Consider the following 21,763-nt stretch of genomic DNA (forward strand, 5'->3'; position numbering starts at 1 on the left):
ATCAATTGCTATATGGCTGTGACAGCCGTGGCTTTCTGTTTCTTTGGATTACTCACCAATGTAAGCTTGGCCCAGACATCAGAAAATATAGTCACGCTTAGCAAATCAGATATCGATCCGGATGACAAAATCATTTATATAACCGACAGTTGGCTCTTTGAGCCGGGGGATGATCCGCAGTGGGCTTCTCCACAGCATCCTGATTCGACCTGGGAAAAAGTTAGTACATATTTGGGTGCATCAGACCTGTCATTTATTGAATGGGAAGGTATCGGCTGGTTTCGCTTTCATTTTAAGGTAGATAGTTCGCTCGTAGGTTATCCGCTGGCGTTGATTCCCGAACAGCATTATGGAGCTTCGGAAATCTATCTGGACGGAGAGCTTTTATATTCATTCGGGGAAGTTTCTCAATACGAAGAAGATACTACACCATATCGCGATAATCGTCCTCGTCCGCTGGTTATTCAAGATACAACAAGTCACTTACTAGCAGTCCGATTTGCCAATCATAAGGCCCTGGCGTACCGGGATTATGGGCTCTCTGCCGGCTTCCGATTTTTGTTGGGCGACCTGGAGCATCATATCAACTCCACATTGGAAAGCTCTATTTCCAGATCCTGGCCGCAGCTGTTTTTTGGCGGAGGGTTGGTTGTTTTTACGATTATTCACTTTTTATTGTTCGTGTTCTATCCCTCAGAAAAACGTAATCTTTATTTTGCACTGTTTACATTCTTTCTGGCTGTATTAACCTATACTTTGATAGAAGCAACATATTCTCAGTCGCCCATTATGCTGGTCACCTATGACCGGCTTTCGCTTATTGCCTGGTTATTTACTGTTGTGTATGCGCTGCGATTTGCATACAGCCTCTTCTACGAAAAAACGCCCCAATTATTTTGGGGATTTTTGGCGGCCGGCATAATGTTAGCTCTGGCTACCTGGTTCAACTACAGCCAGGTTCATTTTTATCGCGAGTTTTTTGTTTTGATTACCCTGCTCGAAATTTCGCGCGTCTTGCTGCTCTCTTTTTATCAAAATAAAGAGGGTGTATGGATTATTGGCACCGGACTTGGCGGTTTCGCCTGCGGCATTTTTTATGCGGTATTTGCTAACCTGGAGGTTATCAGCGGTGATCCGGTTCTTGCAAATATTGTCGGATCGTCAGTTCTGATATTTTCAATGTCGATCTACCTGTCCAGAAACTTTGCTCAAACCCAAACACGGCTCAAGGATAAGCTTGAAGAAGTACAGTATCTGTCCGAAAAAGCACTTGAGCAAGAGCGGTTGAATCGGAAGAAAGAGGTAGAACGAAAGTTGCTTGAAGCTGAAAATGAGCGGAAATCACAGGAGCTCGAAGAAGCCAGGGCACTTCAGCTCTCAATGTTGCCTAAACAGATCCCGAATAACAAAAAGTGGGATATCGCTGTATTTATGGAGACTGCTCAAGAAGTGGGCGGAGATTATTACGACTTCAGCGAATCGAAAAACGGGACGCTTACTGTTGCTCTCGGTGATGCCACGGGACACGGCATGAAAGCGGGGATTATGGTAGCTACCGCAAAAAGCTATTTCCATACGCTGGCAAATGATCATGATAATTTGGGTATCGTCCGCCGTATGTCTTCGGGCATTCGAAATATGGATCTGAAGATGATGTATATGGGACTCATGCTTCTGAAGAGTAATGGGCAACAGGTACATATTACTTCTGCGGGAATGCCACCATGTTTATTGTACGATCATAGTAACAATGAATGCAGAGAAATCGTATTAAAGGGCATGCCGCTGGGCAGCAGGGTAGAATATCCTTATCAGGAAAAACAGATAGAGGTTTGTAAGGGAGATACTTTGCTGCTTATGTCTGATGGGCTGATGGAACTTTTTAACGAAGAGCGTGAACAGCTGGGAATTGAACGAATTAAGCAGGAATTTAAGGAGGCAGCTCCCTCATCTGCTTCTGATGTTCTTTCGCAGATAACAAAACTTATTGATCAGTGGTCGGGAGCTAAATCGCAAGAAGATGATATCACTGTAGTGGTGATGAAGGCAAAAAAATGAAACTGATGAAAGAAGAATTAACAACTATGAAATGCATAACAACAATTTTTGCTGTCACAGCTTGCATATTTTTGGGGATGATTGGAGAGACATTAGCTCAGGCAGAGCAGGATTCAACAGAGAAAGATCCCTTTAAGAATGATCCCTTTTTCTCGGCACCTGTTAGTGACTTTTTTAAGCGTTCAGCGGATCAGGATACCAGCAAAAAAAATACGCGACGATTTGTCCGCAGTTTAAATGAAGAAGGGTTGGATTTCCGGGGCGTTTTTGAATCTGGCCCTTACAATTCGAGCACTCTGTACTCAGTATATCCTAATCTTCCGATGATCCATTTTAATCGCGTGAATGCTCTTTTCCTGGGTATAAGAAAAGAGCGCATGCAGTGGTATCACGACGATGACTGGCTGGGAATCCCCCGGATACAGATGCACGGATTAATCGGATATTCCACTGGTCAGCGTGACTGGCAGTATTCCATTGGCTTAGAAAAATTGTTTGGAAAGAAAAAGCACGTAATGATCGGAGGGGAATATCATGATGCCACGACGACAAATGATAGCTGGAGGGTTGGCCTCAACGAAACATCACTGACGGCCTTTGCCGGCGGATACGATTATCTCGACTATTATAACCAAGAGGGGTGGGGCGCTTATCTTCTAATGCGTTCTAATCGCTATTTTGAAGGTGGAGTTGCTTACAGTGAAGACCGCTATAGCAGCCTTCAGCAAGAAACAGACTGGGCGTTATTTGGTTCCGGCGGACGATATCGAGCCAATCCTCCCGTTGATTTCAGAGGTGGAGTTGCTGTGCAGGAGACAGATCTTTCAAACCTGACAATTTCGGCCAGCTTTAATCCCAAGCGGCTGGTGCTGAGCAGAAGCTTTACCTTTACACTAAGTGGAGAAGTCGAGTTCGCTGATCCCGGCATTGGTGTTTCTGATTTTGACTACACAAGAGTTACCGGAGAACTCATTTCATATGTAAACTTTGAACCAGGTGGTGTTTTTAAATACAGGCTTCGCACTTCCGGTATTACAGGAGAAGCTCCGCGTTTTAAACAGCTTTATCTGGGGGGAGTAGGTACTTTGCGGGCGCTGCCTTATAAATCGTTGGGTGCTGGTAATCAAATGCTGTTGAGCAATGCCGAATTTCAGTTTGGCAGTCCCGGTTTTCGTTCTGGCGACTGGATCGACTTTGATGATTTTTACCTAAGTTTATTCCTGGATTCAGGCTGGATAGATTTTAATTCCGATATGCTGGATTCAGATGATCCTTTCAGTGGATTAAAAGAATTTGAATTCTCCGATCTGTCTCACAATGGTGGAATTGGTATTGGTTCCAGCTTGATTCGCGCCGAGCTTGCATGGGATTTGAATAACAGAGATCGTGCTCCAGTATTTTGGATTCGATTCAATCCGACTTTTTAAGTAGGCTTTGCAGTGTTATGAGTAATGCTTGATGATCACTCGAAGCTCTCATGCCCAGCCTTGAAAGGCTGGGCTAAGGATAAAACCAAAAGCTATCTGAAGACATTTATTTTGTCTCACTCAAGTTGCTACAGATCTGTTTAAAGATATGTTGAACAGCCTTAATGTAGTCATCTGCCGTAAACAGAGCTTTTTATGGAGCTTTGAACAAGGATAGGGGATGATTATCTGTGAACCTCTGCGAATTCCTCTGTGCCTCTCTGCGGTAAAAATAAACACCCACAAAAAATAAGCTCCCAACCGATCAAGGTTGGGAGCTTTTTCTTTAGGGCATTTGGAGCTTGAGAAGCATCCAAATCATTGCTCTTCCATAAAAAACTACGGAGATGAAACTGAGATGTTACAGTTAATCTGAAGAAATTTTCTTTTCCAAATTTTGTTATTCCTGAAAGTTAGATCGTATATTTACCCTCAATTTTAACTGAACTATTTATATGCGTACGAGCAATCCGACCCTAAGCGAAAAAACGTTTCAAAATGTCTCACAGACTGTGCCGCGTGGTGAAGGCATGACCATCAGTGGAACTATTAATAAGACGGGCATATTATTTCTCATTTTGCTGCTGGGGGCATCCATAAGCTGGTATCAGCCTTCACAGATATTTATTTGGGGTGGTGCTATTGGAGGATTTATTGTGGCCATTGCCACTGTATTTAAAAAAGAATGGTCGCCGATTACTGCTCCTATCTATGCCGGACTCGAAGGATTATTCTTGGGCGGTATTTCGCTCATGTACGCAAATGCATATGATGGCATCGTTTATAATGCAGTTATGCTTACACTCGGTGTATTTGCGGCTATGCTTTTCGCATATCAGTCAGGAATGATTGAGGTCACCAAGCGCTTTCGAATGGGAGTTGTTGCGGCCACCGGTGGAATATTTTTGGTTTATTTGGCCAGCTTTGTACTTGGCTTTTTTGGAGTAAATGTAGGACTTATCCACGGCACAGGTATGATGGGTATCGGGTTTAGCTTGATTATTGTGGGGGTTGCAGCTCTTAATCTTGTATTGGATTTCGATTTGATTGAGCGCGGCGCCGAAGCCAATGCACCTAAGTATTTTGAGTGGTACACATCTTTTGGTCTTATGATTACACTCATTTGGCTGTATATTGAAATTTTGCGACTACTGGCTAAGTTACAGCGTCGATAAATTTTAACGACTACATACCTTGGCCAAGAAAAACGAAATATTTTTATCTCCCCGTGAGCTGTTCTGGGGATCTTTGCTATTTCTGCTGATAACATTAATTGTAGCAGGACCACGGTGGTGGCGTTTATATGATGGAGAGGCTATTTCGCCTCCATCTGAAGAACCTGTCCATATCTATCTTGATGAACAGACAAATTTCGAAGAGTTAGCAGAAATGTTAAGTGATTCGGGTGTTGTAGACGATGTCGTGGAGCTGGAATGGGCGGCAAAAATTTATGGCTGGCAGCGTTTTCATGAGGGGCATTACCTTATTGATGATGCATTTACCTATAACCAATTTCTTTCGAAGCTTGCTAGAGGGGCACAGGATCCGGTATCCGTAACAATAATTCCGGGCAGTACAAAAGCGAGAATTGCTGATGCTGTTTCACAAGATCTTCAATTTGATTCACTCGCCTTCCACCAGACGTTAACAGATAGCGCAATTTTGGCCGAGTTGAATATTGATCCCGAAGACGTCATTGGACGATTATATCCCAATACCTATTCGATGTATTGGACCAGTTCTCCGCGATCTTTTTTAGAGCGGGTTTTGAACGAATTTGATCGACAAGTAGTGCAGGCTTACAGTGAGGAGTTCAACAGTATTGAGTTTTCTGTTGATGAAATCATAACACTTGCTTCTATCATCCAGTGGGAGGCTCGAAATAAGGAAGAAAAGCCCATCATCAGCGGGTTGTACTGGAATCGTTTGAATCGTGGAATGCGCTTGCAGGCCGACCCCACTATCATCTATGCAATCGGCGAACAACGGCGTATTTTATATGAAGACTATCAAATTGATCATGAATACAACACGTACCGCTACGACGGACTGCCGCCCGGGCCGATTACAAATCCGAGTTTAAGCTCGATAGAAGCGGCACTAAATCCTGAAGAGCATGATTATCTGTATATGGTGGCAACTCCTAATGGAGGGCATTCATTTTCAGAAACGTTTGAAGAGCACAAACAAAAAAGTGCCAAATGGCGGCAGTGGCTGCGGGAACAATACCGTATAAAAAGAGAAAGAGAACAGAACTCGCAGTAAACAGATTGCGGGATTCAAGATGCAAGTAGCAGAATGAACCGACCCTGTTCACAGGATTTTCTAGATTATAACTAGCCCGTAATTCATCGCCAGACGTAAAGCGATAAAATTTTGGGCTTCGGAATGCGTGGATGAAACTTCTCACTTACGAATCACACAATCTCTATTAGTTGTGAGGAGGTTGTACAGCTATCCTCTAGAGTATAACTACCTCGGAACACGGAATGAAGCTGAATTGCGATCTTAGTATATAGGGGTGGAAAGGACGATTATCCTGTTCATTTTTTCAACGACGAAATCCCGATAGCTCTCGGGACCAGAAAACCCACTGGAACCAAAAAAATCGCCGGCTGTGGGTTCTTCGGATTCATGTCTCTTCGGGATTCGGCAAAGAATTAAACTCATCCGCCGGCCGGCGGATTCAGACAAAATTCTTTGTAATCCTTATCCCTAATCGACATAAGCTGAATCCTCACAACCCTAAAGCCGGTTGATTTAAAACGTGAATCGCCGCGGGATGTGTTTGCTAGAACCTTGAAATAAGCAACTGGCTGTCTTGCAATAACCTTAAAAACAAATACGAATGTTATTCCAGTACCGGGCGAATGCTATCGGCTTTGATAGTAAATATTTTTACTTCCTGATTTATATGCGTGCCATTAAAGTGGATATTGTTGCTTAAGCCCTCATAAAGCGGCTGATTTTTCAGAGCATTTTTCAGGAGGGCAGGATTGCCGATGTTATCAAGTGTTTGTAGCAGATAACTGGCAGCATCGAATCCAATCATTGCAAACCGATTGGGTTCTCTGTCAAACCGTCTTTCAAAATGCTCTTTAAACTGTTCTACACGTTGACTTTTCTGATTAACGTAATAACTTTCAGAAAAATAAATTTCCTGATCGTCCAGTTCTATGTCCGGGAGCTCAAAATTTCCCCATTCTTGTGATCCAAGAACTGTTATATCGCTATCCATTCCCTCAAGATCCACGAGCAGAAGTTCTGCAAGGGTAGGGGCGGCCTCTCCGGTAAACGGCGCATATATCCCATCCAGATAATGATAATTCCCGAGGCTGTCTATTTTAGCCTGGTCTTTAGTAAAAAACTTAGTATAGTCTGAAAGGTCATATCCCTGTGATGCCAAATCCTCCACGAAAAAATGAACTACTTTTGCTCCCAGCTTTTCGGCTCGGTTGCGAAAGGCGTAGGCTGAGGTTTCTCCGAGAGACTGTTTCTCCGCCAATACAGCCAGCGTATCCATGTTCAGATTGTTGACGGCATATTCAGCCATTCTTTGTCCATGAGAGGTAAAAGTTGGATTTGCCTGGTACACATATGGATTATCAATATTGAGTGTGTCAGAGTTAGCCAGAGGAGCCAGCATTGGTATCTGATATTGCTCGGCCAGCTGTGCCATTTGCCGTGCAGGTTCCGAAAACAGTGGTCCCAGCACAGCATCTGCATTAGTATTCCAGGCAAGCTCGGTCATAGCGTATTCCGCCGAATCCATCTTGGCGCCCGTATTTTGATGCCGAATAAAAGCCTTCTTATTGGTATGCTGTTGATTAAATTCTTCTGCAGCAAGGATATATCCAAAATATAATCCCTGGCTTACCTGGAATTCAGGAGCATCACTATCATAGAGGGGCAGGGCGGCACCGATATTGTAAGTAATACCATCGGGAGCATCTTTTTGGTCTTTATAAGTTGCTTTTACGGTATAATTCATCGAATCGGAGATTGACTCGGCGAGCTCCTGCATAGCTGGATTGGTTGTATCTATTTTAGAGGCAACAAGTTGCGAATACAGGGTTTTTGCTACGGGATATGAAACTTCCCCAAAAGCAGAAGACACGAGGTCATATTTTATTTGAGGATGATCGGATTGCTGAAAAGCACTTTTCCGCTGATTTATCGTCAGAAATGAAAGTATATCTTCGTAAAGGCGAATGCCGTCGGTAACGACCTGTGTTTTCCGATCCTGTTGCTTCATCTGATATAATCTGTTTAAGGCATCACCATACTGACCAAGTTGAAAATCGGTCAGAGCCAGCGTGTACTGTGCTTCATTATAGATATTCGGTGAATTTACGTCGGTCAGGGATCGGAGATATGATTTTGCGGTCATATATTTACCAAGCCCGAAATATGCCTTCCCACTGAAGAGACGAGCTTTGTCAGAATTCAACTGCTCAAAAATATCTACCGCTTCTTCATAGTTTCCCTGTTGATACAGGTCCAGGCCTTCTTCAAATGATTGAGCATTGCTTTGGTGTGGAGTGACAATTATTGATAGAACAAGCAACAATCCCACAAGGGATAGTAGAGAGAGAGTTGTTTTTTTAGATAGGTTCATACGATACGGTTCATTTACGAATACTATTCGTTTTTACTAACTAATTTTCTGCAAAATTGTTCTCTGCTACTCCCACTCTATAGTTGAGGGAGGCTTAGAACTAACATCATAGACTACACGATTTATTCCAACAACTTCATTGATTATGCGGTTAGATACATGAGCCAAGAATGGATGGGGCAGGTGAGCCCAGTCGGCTGTCATGCCATCAACGCTGGTCACAGCCCGGAGCCCGGCGGTGTATTCATAGGTCCGCTCGTCTCCCATAACGCCGACACTCTGTACGGGCAGTAAAACGGCCAGGGCTTGCCAAACCTCATCATATAAATCATTCTTACGCAACTCGCTGATAAAGATATCATCCACTTCGCGGAGCATCTCAAGCTTTTCTTTGGTAACATCCGATAAAATTCGAATGGCAAGGCCGGGACCGGGGAAGGGATGGCGCTTGGTGAAATGCTCGGGAATACCCAGCTCACGTCCGACGTCCCGAACTTCATCTTTAAACAGCTCACGCACCGGTTCAATAAGGTCGAGATTCATCTCTTCGGGCAATCCGCCGACATTATGGTGCGATTTTATGGTGGCCGAGGGACCTTTAAATGAGATACTCTCGATGACATCAGGATAAAGCGTGCCCTGTGCCAAATATTTCACATCGTTATCGTGAGCAATAGCATCATCAAAAACATCGATAAAGGTATTGCCGATGATGGTTCGTTTTTCTTCGGGATCCACAACGCCTTTCAGTTTTTTCAGAAACTGTTCGCTGGCATCAATTCCTTTAACCGGCAAATGCAGCTGATCTTCATAGACATCCAGTACATCCTGGAATTCATTTTTCCGCAGCACTCCGTTGTCTACAAAAATACATTGCAGTTGATCGCCGATAGCCTCATGGACGAGCGTCGCTACTACCGTTGAGTCAACACCACCGCTTAATCCGCAGATAACTTTGTCATCGCCAACTTTTTCGCGTATCTCTTTAATGGTCGATGCAATAAATGACTTTGCTGTCCAGTTGCCTTCTAACCCGCAAATAGAGCGCACAAAATTCTTAAGTATCTGTTCGCCATAGACCGTATGCACCACCTCGGGATGAAACTGAACACCGAAAATTTTGTGATCGGTATGTCGTACGGCCGCCACGCGGGCATTATCAGTATGGCCGATAACTTCATACTTTGATGGTAGTTCTTTTATATGATCAGAGTGACTCATCCAAACGACCGATTCCTGGGGAATATCCTGCAGAAGGTCGGAATTGTCATCAACTATAAGTTCTGATCGTCCGAATTCGCGGCGTTCTGCTTTTTCAACACTTCCCGGAATCTCTTTATGCGCCAAAATTTGCAGGCCATAGCATATTCCAAGCACCGGTACGTTCCAGTCAAAAATATCCTCATTGAGATCGGGTGCGTTTTCATCATTAACGCTGCTGGGACCACCGGAAAGGATGATTCCCTTGGGTGGAGCATCCGAAAATGCTTCAATATTTTTGTTAAAGGGATGGATTTCGCAATAAACATTCAATTCCCGAACGCGTCGGGCAATGAGCTGTGTATATTGGGATCCAAAATCGAGAATCAGGATCCAGTCTGTGGGTCGGTGTTGCATAAAGCGTATTTACAGGTGGTAAGCATTTATTTTAATTGAGATCTATCAATCAGCAAACTGATAGTTTTGTCATACAGAAGAACGTGTAATGAGGAATATCAAATGTATTGAGATTATAAAACCGGAATCAAAAGAAAGCCTGTTTCGACGTTTGAGATCCCTCATTAAACCACTCGGGATGACATTCAAAAAAGATTTATCTATTAGTATAGCGAAGCGTATGCTGTGTTAATCCCGAGCAGGTGCTCGAATGATGTTTATTTCTGTTGTGGTGCCTGTTTTAAGCTATAATTTCTTGGTATTCAGCTGATGACATCAACTCATCGAGCTGGGATTTATCACTCATAGAGATTTTGACCATCCAGCCGTCACCGTAGGGATCGTCATTGACCAGTTCGGGTTCCATCTCCAGTTGTTCATTGATTTCCAGGATTTCGCCGGCCACGGGAGCATATAGTTCAGAGACTGTTTTCACAGCTTCAACTGTGCCAAAAACTTCATCCTGTTCAAATTCAAAACCTTCGGGCTCAATTTCTACAAATACAATATCACCGAGCTCACTTTGAGCAAAATCCGTTACCCCGACCGTAGCAGTACCATCGCCGTTGTCGCGGATCCATTCATGTTCTTTTGTATACTTTAAATCTTCTGGGTAGCTCATAACAATAATGTTGTAAATCAGTTTTCAGGATTAAATTTAAACTCTTCGAGGTACTTTGTATTGAAGGTCCCTTTCTTAAAGTTTTCATCATCCATGAGCTGAATATGGTAGGGTATAATTGTTTTAACACCTTCAATAACAAACTCTTCCAGCGATCGCTTCATCCGTTTGATAGCTTCTTCGCGGGTTGGAGCACTCACAATTAATTTTGCAATCATGGAATCGTAGTGGGGAGGGATGCGATAGCCGGCGTAAGCATGGGTATCAACACGCACACTGTGCCCGCCGGGTGTATGAAAAACCTTGATAGTACCTGCGGAGGGACGGAAGTTATGAGCCGGATCTTCGGCATTAATTCGGCATTCAATAGCGTGTCCCCGCATTTTGAGCTCTTTTTGCTCGAGTTCTTTACCAGCGGCTACTTTAATTTGCTCGGCCACCAGGTCATAGTTTGTGATTTCTTCGGTTACAGGATGCTCAACCTGTATGCGGGTGTTCATCTCCATGAAGTAGAAGTTTTTGTCTTTATCCACCAAAAACTCTACGGTTCCCGCTCCTTCATAATCGACAGCCAACGCTGCATTAATGGCAGCTTGTCCCATCTCTTCACGAAGTTCGGGCGTCATGAGAGGAGAGGGGGCTTCCTCCAGAATTTTCTGATGTCTTCGCTGAAGTGAGCAATCACGTTCACCCAGATGAATGGCATTGCCATGTTGATCACCCAGAATCTGTATTTCAACGTGATGCGGATCCTCAACAAATTTCTCAATATAGACATCAGGATCATCAAAAGCCGTTTCTGCCTCCGTTTTACACATGCTGTAAGCTTGCTTAAGCTTTTCAGGTTCATTAACGACCCGCATGCCGCGTCCGCCACCGCCTGAAGAAGCTTTGACAATTACAGGAAAGCCGATCTCCTCACAAATCTTTTTGGCATCTTCGTAGCTCTCAACCACGCCATCACTGCCGGGCACGGTAGGAACTCCACTGTGCTCCATCGTTTTTTTGGCCATCGATTTGTTGCCCATGGCATCGATGCTCTCGGGCGATGGACCAATAAACTTAAGGTCGTGCTCGGCACAAATTCGAGAGAATTCTGCTTTTTCAGATAAAAAGCCGTATCCCGGATGGATAGCATCGGCGTTGGTAATTTCTGCCGCTGCCATAATATTGGGGATTTTCAAATAGCTTTCTTTGCTCGGAGGAGGACCTATGCAAACGGCCTCATCAGCAAATTTTACGTGCAGGCTATCTTCATCGGCAGTCGAATATACCGCTACCGTGTTGATATCCATTTCCTTACATGTACGAATAATACGAAGAGCGATTTCGCCGCGATTGGCGATAAGAATTTTGTTAAACATGAATTTTGTCTGCTTTACCCAATGATAAATAGGGGTTGATCATATTCTACCGGTTCAGCGTTTTCAACAAGAATCTTCTTAACCTCACCGGAATATTCAGATTCAATTTCATTCATAATTTTCATAGCCTCGACGATACAAAGCGTCTGTCCTTTTTCTACTTGATCACCGACCTGTACAAAGGCGTCATCATCGGGAGATGGAGAACGGTAAAAAGTACCGACAATCGGTGATTTAACCACATCGCCGGAAGGCTCTTCATCTTTTTCAGCTGTATCCCCACCAGAGGGCTGAGAGGCCTGAGCTTGTTGAGGGGCCTGTTGTTGCGGCTGTTGCGGTTGCTGTGGTTGTGCCGGAAGCTGGTATTGCATCGGAAACTGTTGACCCGATGACTGTTCTATATCCGGCTCTTTCTTGACTTTGATTTTAAAATCACCCTCCTCGATAGACACTTCATTGACTTCACTTTCTGCAATGAGGTCCAGGAGATTTTTAATAACTTCTAAATCCATGATAATATTTAATTTGATGTTACTCGTTCAATGTATTCTGAGGTGCGGGTATCAACCTTTATTTCTTCACCCTCATTAATAAAAAGCGGCACTTGTATTGTTGCCCCTGATTCGAGCGTAGCAGGTTTACTGCCACCCTGTGCAGTATCACCTTTAATGCCCGGGCGGGTATCCGCTACTTTAACAGTTATATGATCAGGTGGATGAGCGTAAAGTACCTGATCATTATCTACATCTTTAACCAGGGTACAAACTTGTCCTTCCGCTAAAAATTCGGACTTATTTACGCGATCTTCTTCCACGGGAATTTGATTGTATGTTTCCTGATGCATGAAATAATATAGATTCCCGTCTTTATATAAAAACTGATAAGGTTGATGCTCTACGCGAACTTCTTCAACATCTTCACCCGATCTGAATTTCTTTTCGATTGTTTTATCATTGACAACACCCTTCAGTTTTGTGCGAAGAAATGCCCCGCCTTTCCCGGGCTTTACATGATGGTATTCAACAATTGAATATAAATCATTATCAAGCTCAATTACCATTCCAGTTCGAAAATTAGAGGTAGAAACTTTAGCCATAAATGGTGTTAATAATCTTCAAATTTAGTGCCACAAAAATACCATCTCGGATGAAGGATAACAAGCACTAAAGTATACCAAGTCCTGACAATAAGTTATAGAGGATTGCAAGCGGAGCGATAACTTTAATAAACACCGGCCATACTTTAGCGAATATGCTAGTCATGACAGTGGGGTACCCTTCCTGCATCTCTTTTAAGGCATTTTCAGTTTTCCAGTAATAGCCGAGGAAAATACAAATCAGAAATCCACCTAGTGGGAGTCCCACTTCATTAAATATTACAACAAAGAGATCGATGAGCGAGGTGTCGAAAGAAATGAAGAGAGAGATAATCAAGATTCCACCACCGATATATTGAGCAGCTTTTTTACGGCTTATCCCATGTTCGTCGATAGCATATGATACCGGAACTTCGAGCAGAGATATCGTTGAGGTAAGAGCAGCAATACTAAGCAAAAAGAAGAAGCTGCCACCAAAAATAAGTCCCATTAAGCCGCCCATTTCATGAAACAGCTCGGGTAAAACCTGAAAGATTAAAGCTGCACTTGCCAGCAGATTACCACTTTCATCAAATATGGCTACTCCCTGAGCCTGCGCCATATACATAGTAGGAATAATCAGTAGACCGGCAAGAAAAGCAATAAAAGCGTCAGTCAGTGTTACGTAAGCTGCAGCTTCCGGTATGTTTTCTTTTTTGCTGAGATAAGAGCCATAGGTGATCAGAGCCCCCATACCAAGGGAGAGTGAGAAAAAGGCCTGTCCCATAGCAGAAAAAATGAGTCCTGCCGAAACTTTTGAAAAGTCGGGAACCAGATATTCCCGGAGTCCCACTTCTGCGCCGGGCTGAAAGATGACATAACCGATCATTATAATCAGGATGACCAGCAGTAGTGGCATCATAAATTTGGTAGCCCGTTCGATACCGTCACTGACGCCGCCCAGGATAATTGAAATTGTTGCTCCCATGAAGAGGATGGCAAATACAGCATTTATAGGTCCGTTACTGGTATCAGAGATCCAGGTAGCCCATTCGTGCATCTGCAGGTAAAAAAAGATTTCTTCAAAGAAATAGCTGACTGTCCATCCTGCAATTACGGTATAGAAAGCCAAAATCATGATACCGCATATAATACCCCAAACACCGATAGCAGAGTACATGAATTTGTTATCGCCAAGTGCTTTAAAGGCCCCCACGGGATTGCGACCGGTTTTACGGCCCATGGTTATTTCTGCAACCATTACCGGGAAACCGATGGCAAAGGCGCAGATGAGGTAGATAAATAAAAATGCAGCTCCACCGTTGGATGCTACTTGTGTTGGAAATCCCCAGATATTTCCAAGTCCCACCGCCGATCCGGCCGCTGCTAGTATGAATCCTAACTTTGAATTCCAACTACCCCGTGTTGTCGTATCCATTTGAGCCAATACTTTTTTCTGTTTTCTGCTTGAAATGCTTGATACTGCGTAAAATTAATTTTGCCTTAAAATGTAACGCAAGAAGATCACTTACAAATAGAATTTTTGAAAAGATGTTAAGTGGATAACCACTTAAGCACTAAGTACACTAAGAATATTTAGAATATGTAGAAAAACGCAGCATTTAGCTCAGAATTAAGGAAAAATTTTATAGTCATTTGCTAACACATAAGGTTTTATGTAGCCACTATATATAAATCCTTAGTACTCCAGGTGCCTTAGTGGTGAGCTTAATCAATTTACTACACTGCCGGGTTCGGCATCCGTTTCTACAAATTTGAGCGAGCCATCCTCTTCTTCAGCCATCAAAATCATCCCATTACTTTCTACTCCCATCAGCTTTTTGGGAGCCAGGTTGGCCACCACACAAACCCTTTGACCAACAATATCATCCGGATCAAAATCATTGGCGATACCCGAGACCATTGTGCGTTTTTCGAATCCGATATCAACGGTAAGCTTAAGCAGCTTGTCAGCCTTTTCAATAGCCGAGGCCTCAATAATTTTACCGGCCCGGATATCAATCTTCATAAAATCATCAAATTCAATTTCTTCTTTTAATGGCTCATAATTTGTCTCTTCGGATTGTTCTTCGGCTCGTTCTCTAAGCTTCTGTAACTGCTTTTCGACCTCTTCATCCTCGATTTTATCAAATAGAATAGCTCCTTTATTTATTTTGGAGCCGGTTTCCAGCAGATCTTTCGAAATATCCTTCCAACTAGGAATCTCAGACAGATTAAGCTCTTTTCTTAGTACTTCCATCTTATTTGGCAAGATAGGATCAAAGAGAACACTCAGTGCAGCAGTGATTTGCAGACAAACATGTAAAGTATTGCCACAGATTTCGCGATCTTCTTTTCTGGTTCTCCAGGGCTCCATCTCGGTAAAATACTTATTGCCGATACGAGCCAGATTCATGGTTTCAGCAATAGCCTGACGCAGCTTAAAGGTTTCATAGGCCTCGCTGACTTTCTGCTTTTGTTCTTCAATTGCAGCTAACGCCTGCTGATCTTTTTCTGTTGGATTTGTCAGCTCCGGCACAATCCCGTTGAAATAGTTTTCCGTAAATGAAGTAGTGCGGTAAACAAAATTACCGAGAATATCAGCCAGTTCACTGTTAACTTTATTTTGGAAATCTTCCCAGGAGAAATCGGAATCTTTTGTTTCAGGTAAGATCGTCCCCAGTACATATCGCAATAGATCGGGGTCATAATCATCAAGATATTCATCAAGCCAAACAGCCCAACCTCGTGATGTCGAAAGTTTCTTTCCTTCCAGATTTAAAAACTCATTGGCCGGCACATTTTTCGGAAGCACATAATCTCCGTGGGCCATCAGCGTAGCGGGAAACATTATGCAGTGAAAGACGATATTGTCTTTACCTATAAAATGGATGAGATCCGTTTCTTCATCCTGCCAGTAGGTTTTCCATCGATCAGGATCTCCTTGTTCTTCCGCCCATTCTTTGGTAGCAGAAATATATCCGATAGGCGCATCAAACCAGACGTAAAGCACTTTTCCTTCGGCTTCTTCGAGAGGAACAGGCACGCCCCAGGTAAGATCTCTTGTCACTGCCCGGTCTGCGAGTCCATCATCTAGCCAGCTTTTTACTTGACCTGCTACATTCGGTTTCCAGTTTTCGCGCGTGTCGATCCACTGCTCAAGTTTTTCCTGAAAATCACCAAGTGGCAGGTACCAGTGTTTGGTTTCCCTGGTTTCCGGAGTATCACCGGTGATCGCACTTTTGGGATCGATTAGTTCGGTGGGAGAGAGGGAGGTACCGCAGTTTTCACACTGGTCTCCGTACGCCTCTTCGTATCCACACTTTGGACAAGTGCCTCTTACATAGCGGTCGGGCAGAAACATCTCTGCTTTGGGATCATAAAGCTGCTCTTCTGTTTTTTGAACAAAGACTCCATCCTCGTACAGTTTTGTAAAAAACTGCTGTGAAGTTTGATGATGCACCTGCGAGCTCGTACGTCCGTAATAATCGAACTCGATCCCAAAATCTTTAAAAATCTGCTTATTCTGCTCGTGGAATTTATCAACGATATCCTGTGGACTTTTGCCCTCTTTTTCAGCGGCAATAGTGATCGGTACCCCATGCTCATCCGACCCGCAAATATGAATAATATCTTCATCGGTTAATCTCTTATAGCGGACATATAAATCGGCAGGCAGATAAGCGCCGGCAAGGTGTCCCAGGTGTATGGGACCGTTAGCATAGGGCAGTGCAGAAGTAACAAGTGTGCGTTTGGACATGGATAATAATTTCGTGTTTGATTTTCAGAGCTCGAAAATAAGTGTATCGGCTTTAAAATAACAAAAGCTTTGGGAGAAATATGGAGATGAAATATCGAATACCGAACAAGGAACCGCAGATTTATAAAGTATATCTTCTTTTACTGCTTACTGCACAATTCTATTTCTAAAAATCATCAGCGGTCAACACCTTAATCATATTCCATCCGTGTTCAATAGTTTTACCAATACTTCACCAAAAAGGCGTACAGAGCCACACCTACCGTAACCGAAACATTGAGAGAATGTTTATGTCCGTATTGCGGTATTTCCACAAAGTCATCAACAAAATGCAAAAGTTCTTCATCAACACCGGTGACTTCATTGCCAAAGATCAGGCATATATTTTGCTCATTAGGCAGATTATAATCAGGTAATAAAACGCTGTCTGTAGTCTGTTCCAGGGCAATGAATCGATATCCGGAATCTTTTAAGTGCATTAGATCGGATTCAATACTATCATCATCCAACTTTTGCCATTCCACATGTTTTTCAGCACCGATAGCTGTTTTGGAAATTTCAGGGCGCGGGGGATGAGGTGTAAAACCGGAAATGAGTATTTCATCAATTCCAAAAGCGTCAGAACTGCGAAAAGCAGCCCCGACATTATGCATACTGCGTACATTATGCAGCAAGATCTTAACCTTTCCAAGCTTTCCAGGCGTGGTTCGCTCTAAATTTTTCTGAAGAATTTCTTTCGTACTAAGTTTGGACATAAATCCCATTGGTCTGTTAAATATGAATGCTGTTGAAGATATGGATTAAGTAATAGATTTACATTTTCAGGATAAGAAACGGTGATTGAGTGACCAGGGTATAAAACCAACCAAATGTCCTTTATCAATAAAGAGAATACCGGATCGGAAAGCCGCTAATGAATCATTAAGATTCTTTCTACTAAGAAAATAACTTCTGGAGTGAAACAATTTTTCTCGCCTCATATTTGAAATGAGTATGGATTTAATGATTACCATATTTTTTGTAAGCCTGCTTGTAGTCTTACTGGGTGCCGTGGTAAGGCCATTGCAAAATATATTCCTTACAGAACCTCTGTTGGCAATGATTGCCGGGATTGTGTTGGGGCCGGCTCTGCTAAATGTTATCCAATCAGATATCACCCATAGTTTTGCAGTTCTAGATTTAGCTGCCGAGCTTACTATTGCGATGGCCTTAATGGCTACTGCTCTTAGAATACCCCGGCACTTTTACACAGATAATATCACTACCCAAACCAATATTATTCTTGGCGGTATGGTGCTGATGTGGTTAGCCAGTGCCGGTATTCTATATCTGATTTTTGGCCATTTTTCCTTTACTGAAAGCCTGCTGCTGGGGGCCATTATTACTCCCACTGACCCGGTCGTTGCCTCTACCATTGTTACGGGAGAAAAAGCCCAGAAATATTTACCGGCTTCTATCAGAGACACGCTCTCTTTTGAATCCGGAATAAATGATGGATTGGCTTATCCGATTGTATTGCTTTCACTGTTTTTGGTCAGTACGCCCGATTTTTCTTCACAAAGGTGGATCATAGAAACTGTTTTATATGAAACAGTTTTATGCGGTGCTCTTGCATATTTTGTTGGTTATTTGGCAGGCATCACTATGAACAAAGCTCACAAAAAGGAAATGATGAATACCAAATCAGTTTTATCATTTTCTTTAGGCTTGGCTTTTCTACTTCTTTCCGGATTGAACTCTCTGCAAATGAATGGGATTATCGGCGTCTTTATCGGGGGGATTGCCTATTCCAACCATATCTCTGAAAACGAAGATATTCAGGAAGAAAGGGTTCAGGAGACGATGGAACGGATATTTACCATTCCCGTATTTTTCATTTTCGGATTAATGCTTCCCTGGCAAGAATGGTTCTCTCTGGGATGGAATGCCCTGTGGATTGTATTGCTTATCCTGTTATTCAGAAGGATTCCTGCGCTGCTGGTTTTAAAACCTGTTATGCCTCAATTCAAAAATATGTATGATGGTTTGATTTTAGGATGGTTCGGACCTATAGGAGTGGCAGCGTTATACTATGCTATTCTTGCACATGAGAAAACCTCTCTTGATGAAGCGTGGATTATTCCCAGCCTGATCGTTTTCGCATCTACTTTGATTCATGGATTAACAAGCCTTCCGTTTGAGAGATGGTATTATAAAAATAAGGGTAGTAATTAATGGGGAAGCGTTTGCACCCACAGTTCAGGCTACTGTAAGAGAAAAATTGTGTAAGCTGTGACAGACCTGTGGATTTGAAGATCGTCTCTTCACCTCTTCGTGAACAGCTTTAAGCAAGATTGGCAGTGAGCTGCTTTAAATACCCCATCTACAGCAAAGTTTTAACTAAATTTTACTTTCACTTTTTGTACAATGCTAGCCATTACCGATGCACATTCATTTTAATTCAAGAATAGAAGCCATGATAGATCTACATTACCGTCGTTTTTGCGCTATTTTTATTGCTTTTTTGCTGATTGGTGTCAATGTATTATATGCTCAACATGAGCGTTTCCAGTTTGATCCGGATATAAGTTATAATTCGGAAATATCTTCTCCCGCTGAATACCTGGGATATGAACTGGGGTCCGAGTTTACACTCCATTCGGATGTAGTGGGATATTTCAAATATTTGGATGAGGCTTCCGATCTGCTGACGCTCAAAAAATACGGCGAAACGTATGAGGGACGTGGTCTGTATTATGCGGTTGTAAGTTCGGATAGCAACATGAATAATATTGACGAGATCCGCGAAAATAATTTGCAGCTGACAGATCCGAACAGGGCAGGAGCAGTACAGAAAAATGAACAACCGATTACTGTTTGGCTAAGTTATAATGTTCATGGCAATGAGGCTTCAAGCAGTGAAGCCGCAATGCAGACAGCTTACCGGCTGGTAGCTGGTACGGATGCAGAAACGCAGCGAATGAGAGATGAGGCTGTTACCATAATTGATCCGATGATAAACCCCGACGGACGTGATCGCTATGTATTTTGGTATAAATCCTCACGCAACAGTATTCTTAATTCCAATCCCGATGACCTGGAACACGATGAAATATGGCCCGGGGGACGTACAAATCATTACTGGTTTGATTTAAATCGAGATTGGACATGGTTGGTGCATCCTGAATCACAGGGAAGAGTGGCGGCATACCAACAGTGGATGCCACAGGTACATCTTGACATGCACGAACAAGGATTCAACAGCAACTATTTTACGATGCCGGGAACTACTCCCTACAATCACGAACTTCCGGATGATTACAATAAATGGGCTGATGAGTTCGGACGGGGTGTAATTGAGGAGTTTGATAAGCATAACATTAACTATGCCACTCGTGAGGCGTTTGATTTCTTCTATCCCGGATACGGCTCTTCCTATCCCAGTATCATGGGAGCTATCGGTATGCTGGCCGAGCAGGGCGGACACAGTCGCGGTGGACGTTCCGTGGAGACTGAAGAAGGCTATAAGTTAACGCTTCGCCAGCGAATTTTTGATCACTATACCAACTCGATAGCTACGGTCCGTACTTCTATCGAAAATCGAGAACCGTTACTTAGTTACTTTGAAAATTCGTTTACTGAGCAGGCGCGGAAAGGCGATGCTGAAGCTTTTATTCTGCCTGATAACGGAAATGACTATACCTATGAACTGATTGATATTTTGTTACAACACGGAGTGGAGATCGATCGGGCAAATGAAAGCTTCAATCTCAGTAATGCCTACAGCTATTGGGATGGAGAAGCAAGCAGCCGCTCTTTTGAGGAAGGCAGTTTTATCATCAACACCGATCAGCCGCGGCATGTATTCATAAATACTATAATGAAACGTCAGCTCGCTATTGATGACTCGGTGATGTACGATATGGCTACATGGTCGGCTCCGATGTCGTACAATCTGGATGCTGCCTGGTCAGAAGACCAGGTAGATGTATCTTCCACAAGTGTAAATGAGTCGCCCCAATATGCAGCTGGAGTAGAAAACAGTGGGGCACAGTACGCCTACGTGATAGAAGGAAATCAGCGGTATACGCCCAATGCTTTGGCCAAACTGTGGGAGGCTGGCTACCGCGTTCGTGTTGCCAAGGAGCCTTTCACTTATAATGGCGAAGAATATGGTGAGGGTAGTTTAATTGTGTTGATCGGGCGTAATTACGAAAAACGTGATCAAATTGCGGATGATATGCAGCGTATTGCCGAAGAGGCTAAAGTTATTATTAAAGGATTTGAAACCGGTCGAATGGATTCTGGGATTGATCTTGCCTCACGTGACAGTGAGCCGGTAGATAAACCACAAGTTGGACTGATGGTGGATAGTCCGTTTAGCTCTTATACGGCAGGACAGATCTGGTTCTTATTTGACCAGTGGACCGAATTCGGCATTAACAGAATCCGCAGTGATCGCCTCTCATCATTGGATCTTAATGAGTACGACGTACTGGTGCTGCCCGGTGCATGGGGCGGTTACTCTTCCGTACTGGATTCCACAACGCTTGATCGGCTCGAGAACTGGGTTCAGCAGGGAGGAACGCTGGTAGCAACTGAAGACGCAGCAGAGTTTATGGCTAAAGATCAGTCTGGTTTTACATCAGTAGAACTTGTTGAAGATGAGGATGCCAAGAAAGAAGAGGAGAACGGGCAAACGGTCGAGCCTGCTGCCTACACTCCATACGCTGCGCTTGAAGATTCGGCAGGGCTAAAGCGTATTCCGGGATCTGCTTTTAAAGGACATATCGACACCACAAATCCATTGGCTTTCGGTCTTTCTGACCGGTTGTATTCACTGAAGTTCAGTGACGAGGCACTGTTACCATCTACCGATTGGCAGGTAGTCGGATATTATGATAAGGATCCGGAGTCGGTGATGGCTGCCGGCTATGCTTCCCAGAAAAATAAGGAACATGCCGCGGGTAATGCTTTTGCCGGAGTCCAGAATATGGGATCCGGAAAGGTGGTATTTCTACTCGATAACACACAATATCGTATGTTTTGGGTAGGTCCGGCACGGATGATGCAAAATGCTGTTATGCTGCTGCATGATATGTAAAGATTAGGCTGAAATCTTTACTTTAAAGTAGAAGCCTGTCAGGTGGATAGCCTGCCAGGCT

15 protein-coding genes are annotated in these 21,763 nt (G+C 43.3%); 6 read left to right on the forward strand and 9 right to left on the reverse strand.

The genetic code is table 11. The features are described from left to right. The first annotated feature begins 12 nt into the window (after positions 1 to 12). From ACT3ID_RS11475 to mltG, 4 genes are all read left to right on the forward strand, one after another. Entirely contained in the window at positions 13 to 2,058 is a 2,046-nt protein-coding gene (locus ACT3ID_RS11475; RefSeq protein ID WP_491542175.1) for a PP2C family protein-serine/threonine phosphatase, read from the forward strand. A gap of 5 nt (positions 2,059 to 2,063) precedes the next feature. Then, entirely contained in the window at positions 2,064 to 3,485 is a 1,422-nt protein-coding gene (locus ACT3ID_RS11480) for a hypothetical protein (protein ID WP_491542176.1), read from the forward strand. A gap of 494 nt (positions 3,486 to 3,979) precedes the next feature. Next, positions 3,980 to 4,699, forward strand: a complete 720-nt coding sequence (locus ACT3ID_RS11485; protein ID WP_491542177.1) for a Bax inhibitor-1/YccA family protein — start codon at positions 3,980 to 3,982, stop codon at positions 4,697 to 4,699. Between the two features lie 19 nt (positions 4,700 to 4,718). Continuing rightward, a complete protein-coding gene (gene mltG, locus ACT3ID_RS11490; protein ID WP_491542178.1) occupies positions 4,719 to 5,789 on the forward strand; it encodes an endolytic transglycosylase MltG in 1,071 nt (356 codons plus the stop codon). 586 nt (positions 5,790 to 6,375) lie between these two features. Here mltG and ACT3ID_RS11495 read toward each other — a convergent pair. The 9 genes from ACT3ID_RS11495 to ACT3ID_RS11535 form a co-directional block, all read right to left on the reverse strand. Further along, positions 6,376 to 8,142 carry an ABC transporter substrate-binding protein gene (locus tag ACT3ID_RS11495; RefSeq protein WP_491542179.1) on the reverse strand — a complete coding sequence of 589 codons (1,767 nt, stop codon included), beginning with the start codon at positions 8,140 to 8,142 and terminating at the stop codon, positions 6,376 to 6,378. Positions 8,143 to 8,208: 66 nt separating this feature from the next. After that, positions 8,209 to 9,759: a glutamine-hydrolyzing GMP synthase gene (gene guaA, locus ACT3ID_RS11500; protein ID WP_491542180.1), complete on the reverse strand. Its 1,551-nt coding sequence runs from the start codon at positions 9,757 to 9,759 to the stop codon at positions 8,209 to 8,211. A gap of 280 nt (positions 9,760 to 10,039) precedes the next feature. Further along, positions 10,040 to 10,420: a glycine cleavage system protein GcvH gene (gene gcvH, locus ACT3ID_RS11505; RefSeq protein WP_491542181.1), complete on the reverse strand. Its 381-nt coding sequence runs from the start codon at positions 10,418 to 10,420 to the stop codon at positions 10,040 to 10,042. A 17-nt stretch (positions 10,421 to 10,437) separates the two neighbouring features. Next, positions 10,438 to 11,784 carry an acetyl-CoA carboxylase biotin carboxylase subunit gene (accC, locus tag ACT3ID_RS11510; RefSeq protein ID WP_491542182.1) on the reverse strand — a complete coding sequence of 449 codons (1,347 nt, stop codon included), beginning with the start codon at positions 11,782 to 11,784 and terminating at the stop codon, positions 10,438 to 10,440. A 14-nt stretch (positions 11,785 to 11,798) separates the two neighbouring features. Continuing rightward, on the reverse strand, positions 11,799 to 12,296 hold the full coding sequence (accB, locus tag ACT3ID_RS11515; RefSeq protein ID WP_491542183.1) for an acetyl-CoA carboxylase biotin carboxyl carrier protein: 498 nt from the start codon (positions 12,294 to 12,296) through the stop codon (positions 11,799 to 11,801). A gap of 8 nt (positions 12,297 to 12,304) precedes the next feature. Continuing rightward, on the reverse strand, positions 12,305 to 12,880 hold the full coding sequence (gene efp, locus ACT3ID_RS11520) for an elongation factor P (protein WP_491542184.1): 576 nt from the start codon (positions 12,878 to 12,880) through the stop codon (positions 12,305 to 12,307). A 67-nt stretch (positions 12,881 to 12,947) separates the two neighbouring features. After that, entirely contained in the window at positions 12,948 to 14,297 is a 1,350-nt protein-coding gene (locus tag ACT3ID_RS11525) for a sodium-dependent transporter (protein ID WP_491542185.1), read from the reverse strand. Positions 14,298 to 14,591: 294 nt separating this feature from the next. Further along, on the reverse strand, positions 14,592 to 16,619 hold the full coding sequence (gene metG / locus ACT3ID_RS11530) for a methionine--tRNA ligase (protein WP_491542186.1): 2,028 nt from the start codon (positions 16,617 to 16,619) through the stop codon (positions 14,592 to 14,594). A gap of 221 nt (positions 16,620 to 16,840) precedes the next feature. Then, complete coding sequence (locus ACT3ID_RS11535; protein ID WP_491542187.1) at positions 16,841 to 17,374, reverse strand: TrmH family RNA methyltransferase; 534 nt, start codon at positions 17,372 to 17,374, stop codon at positions 16,841 to 16,843. Between the two features lie 247 nt (positions 17,375 to 17,621). Between ACT3ID_RS11535 and ACT3ID_RS11540 the strand changes: the two genes are divergently transcribed. Next, entirely contained in the window at positions 17,622 to 18,833 is a 1,212-nt protein-coding gene (locus ACT3ID_RS11540) for a cation:proton antiporter domain-containing protein (RefSeq protein WP_491542188.1), read from the forward strand. A gap of 241 nt (positions 18,834 to 19,074) precedes the next feature. Beyond that, a complete protein-coding gene (locus ACT3ID_RS11545) occupies positions 19,075 to 21,702 on the forward strand; it encodes a M14 family metallopeptidase (protein ID WP_491542189.1) in 2,628 nt (875 codons plus the stop codon). The last annotated feature ends 61 nt before the right edge of the window (positions 21,703 to 21,763 follow it).

The sequence above is a fragment of the Fodinibius sp. GM108 genome (genome assembly GCF_058386985.1).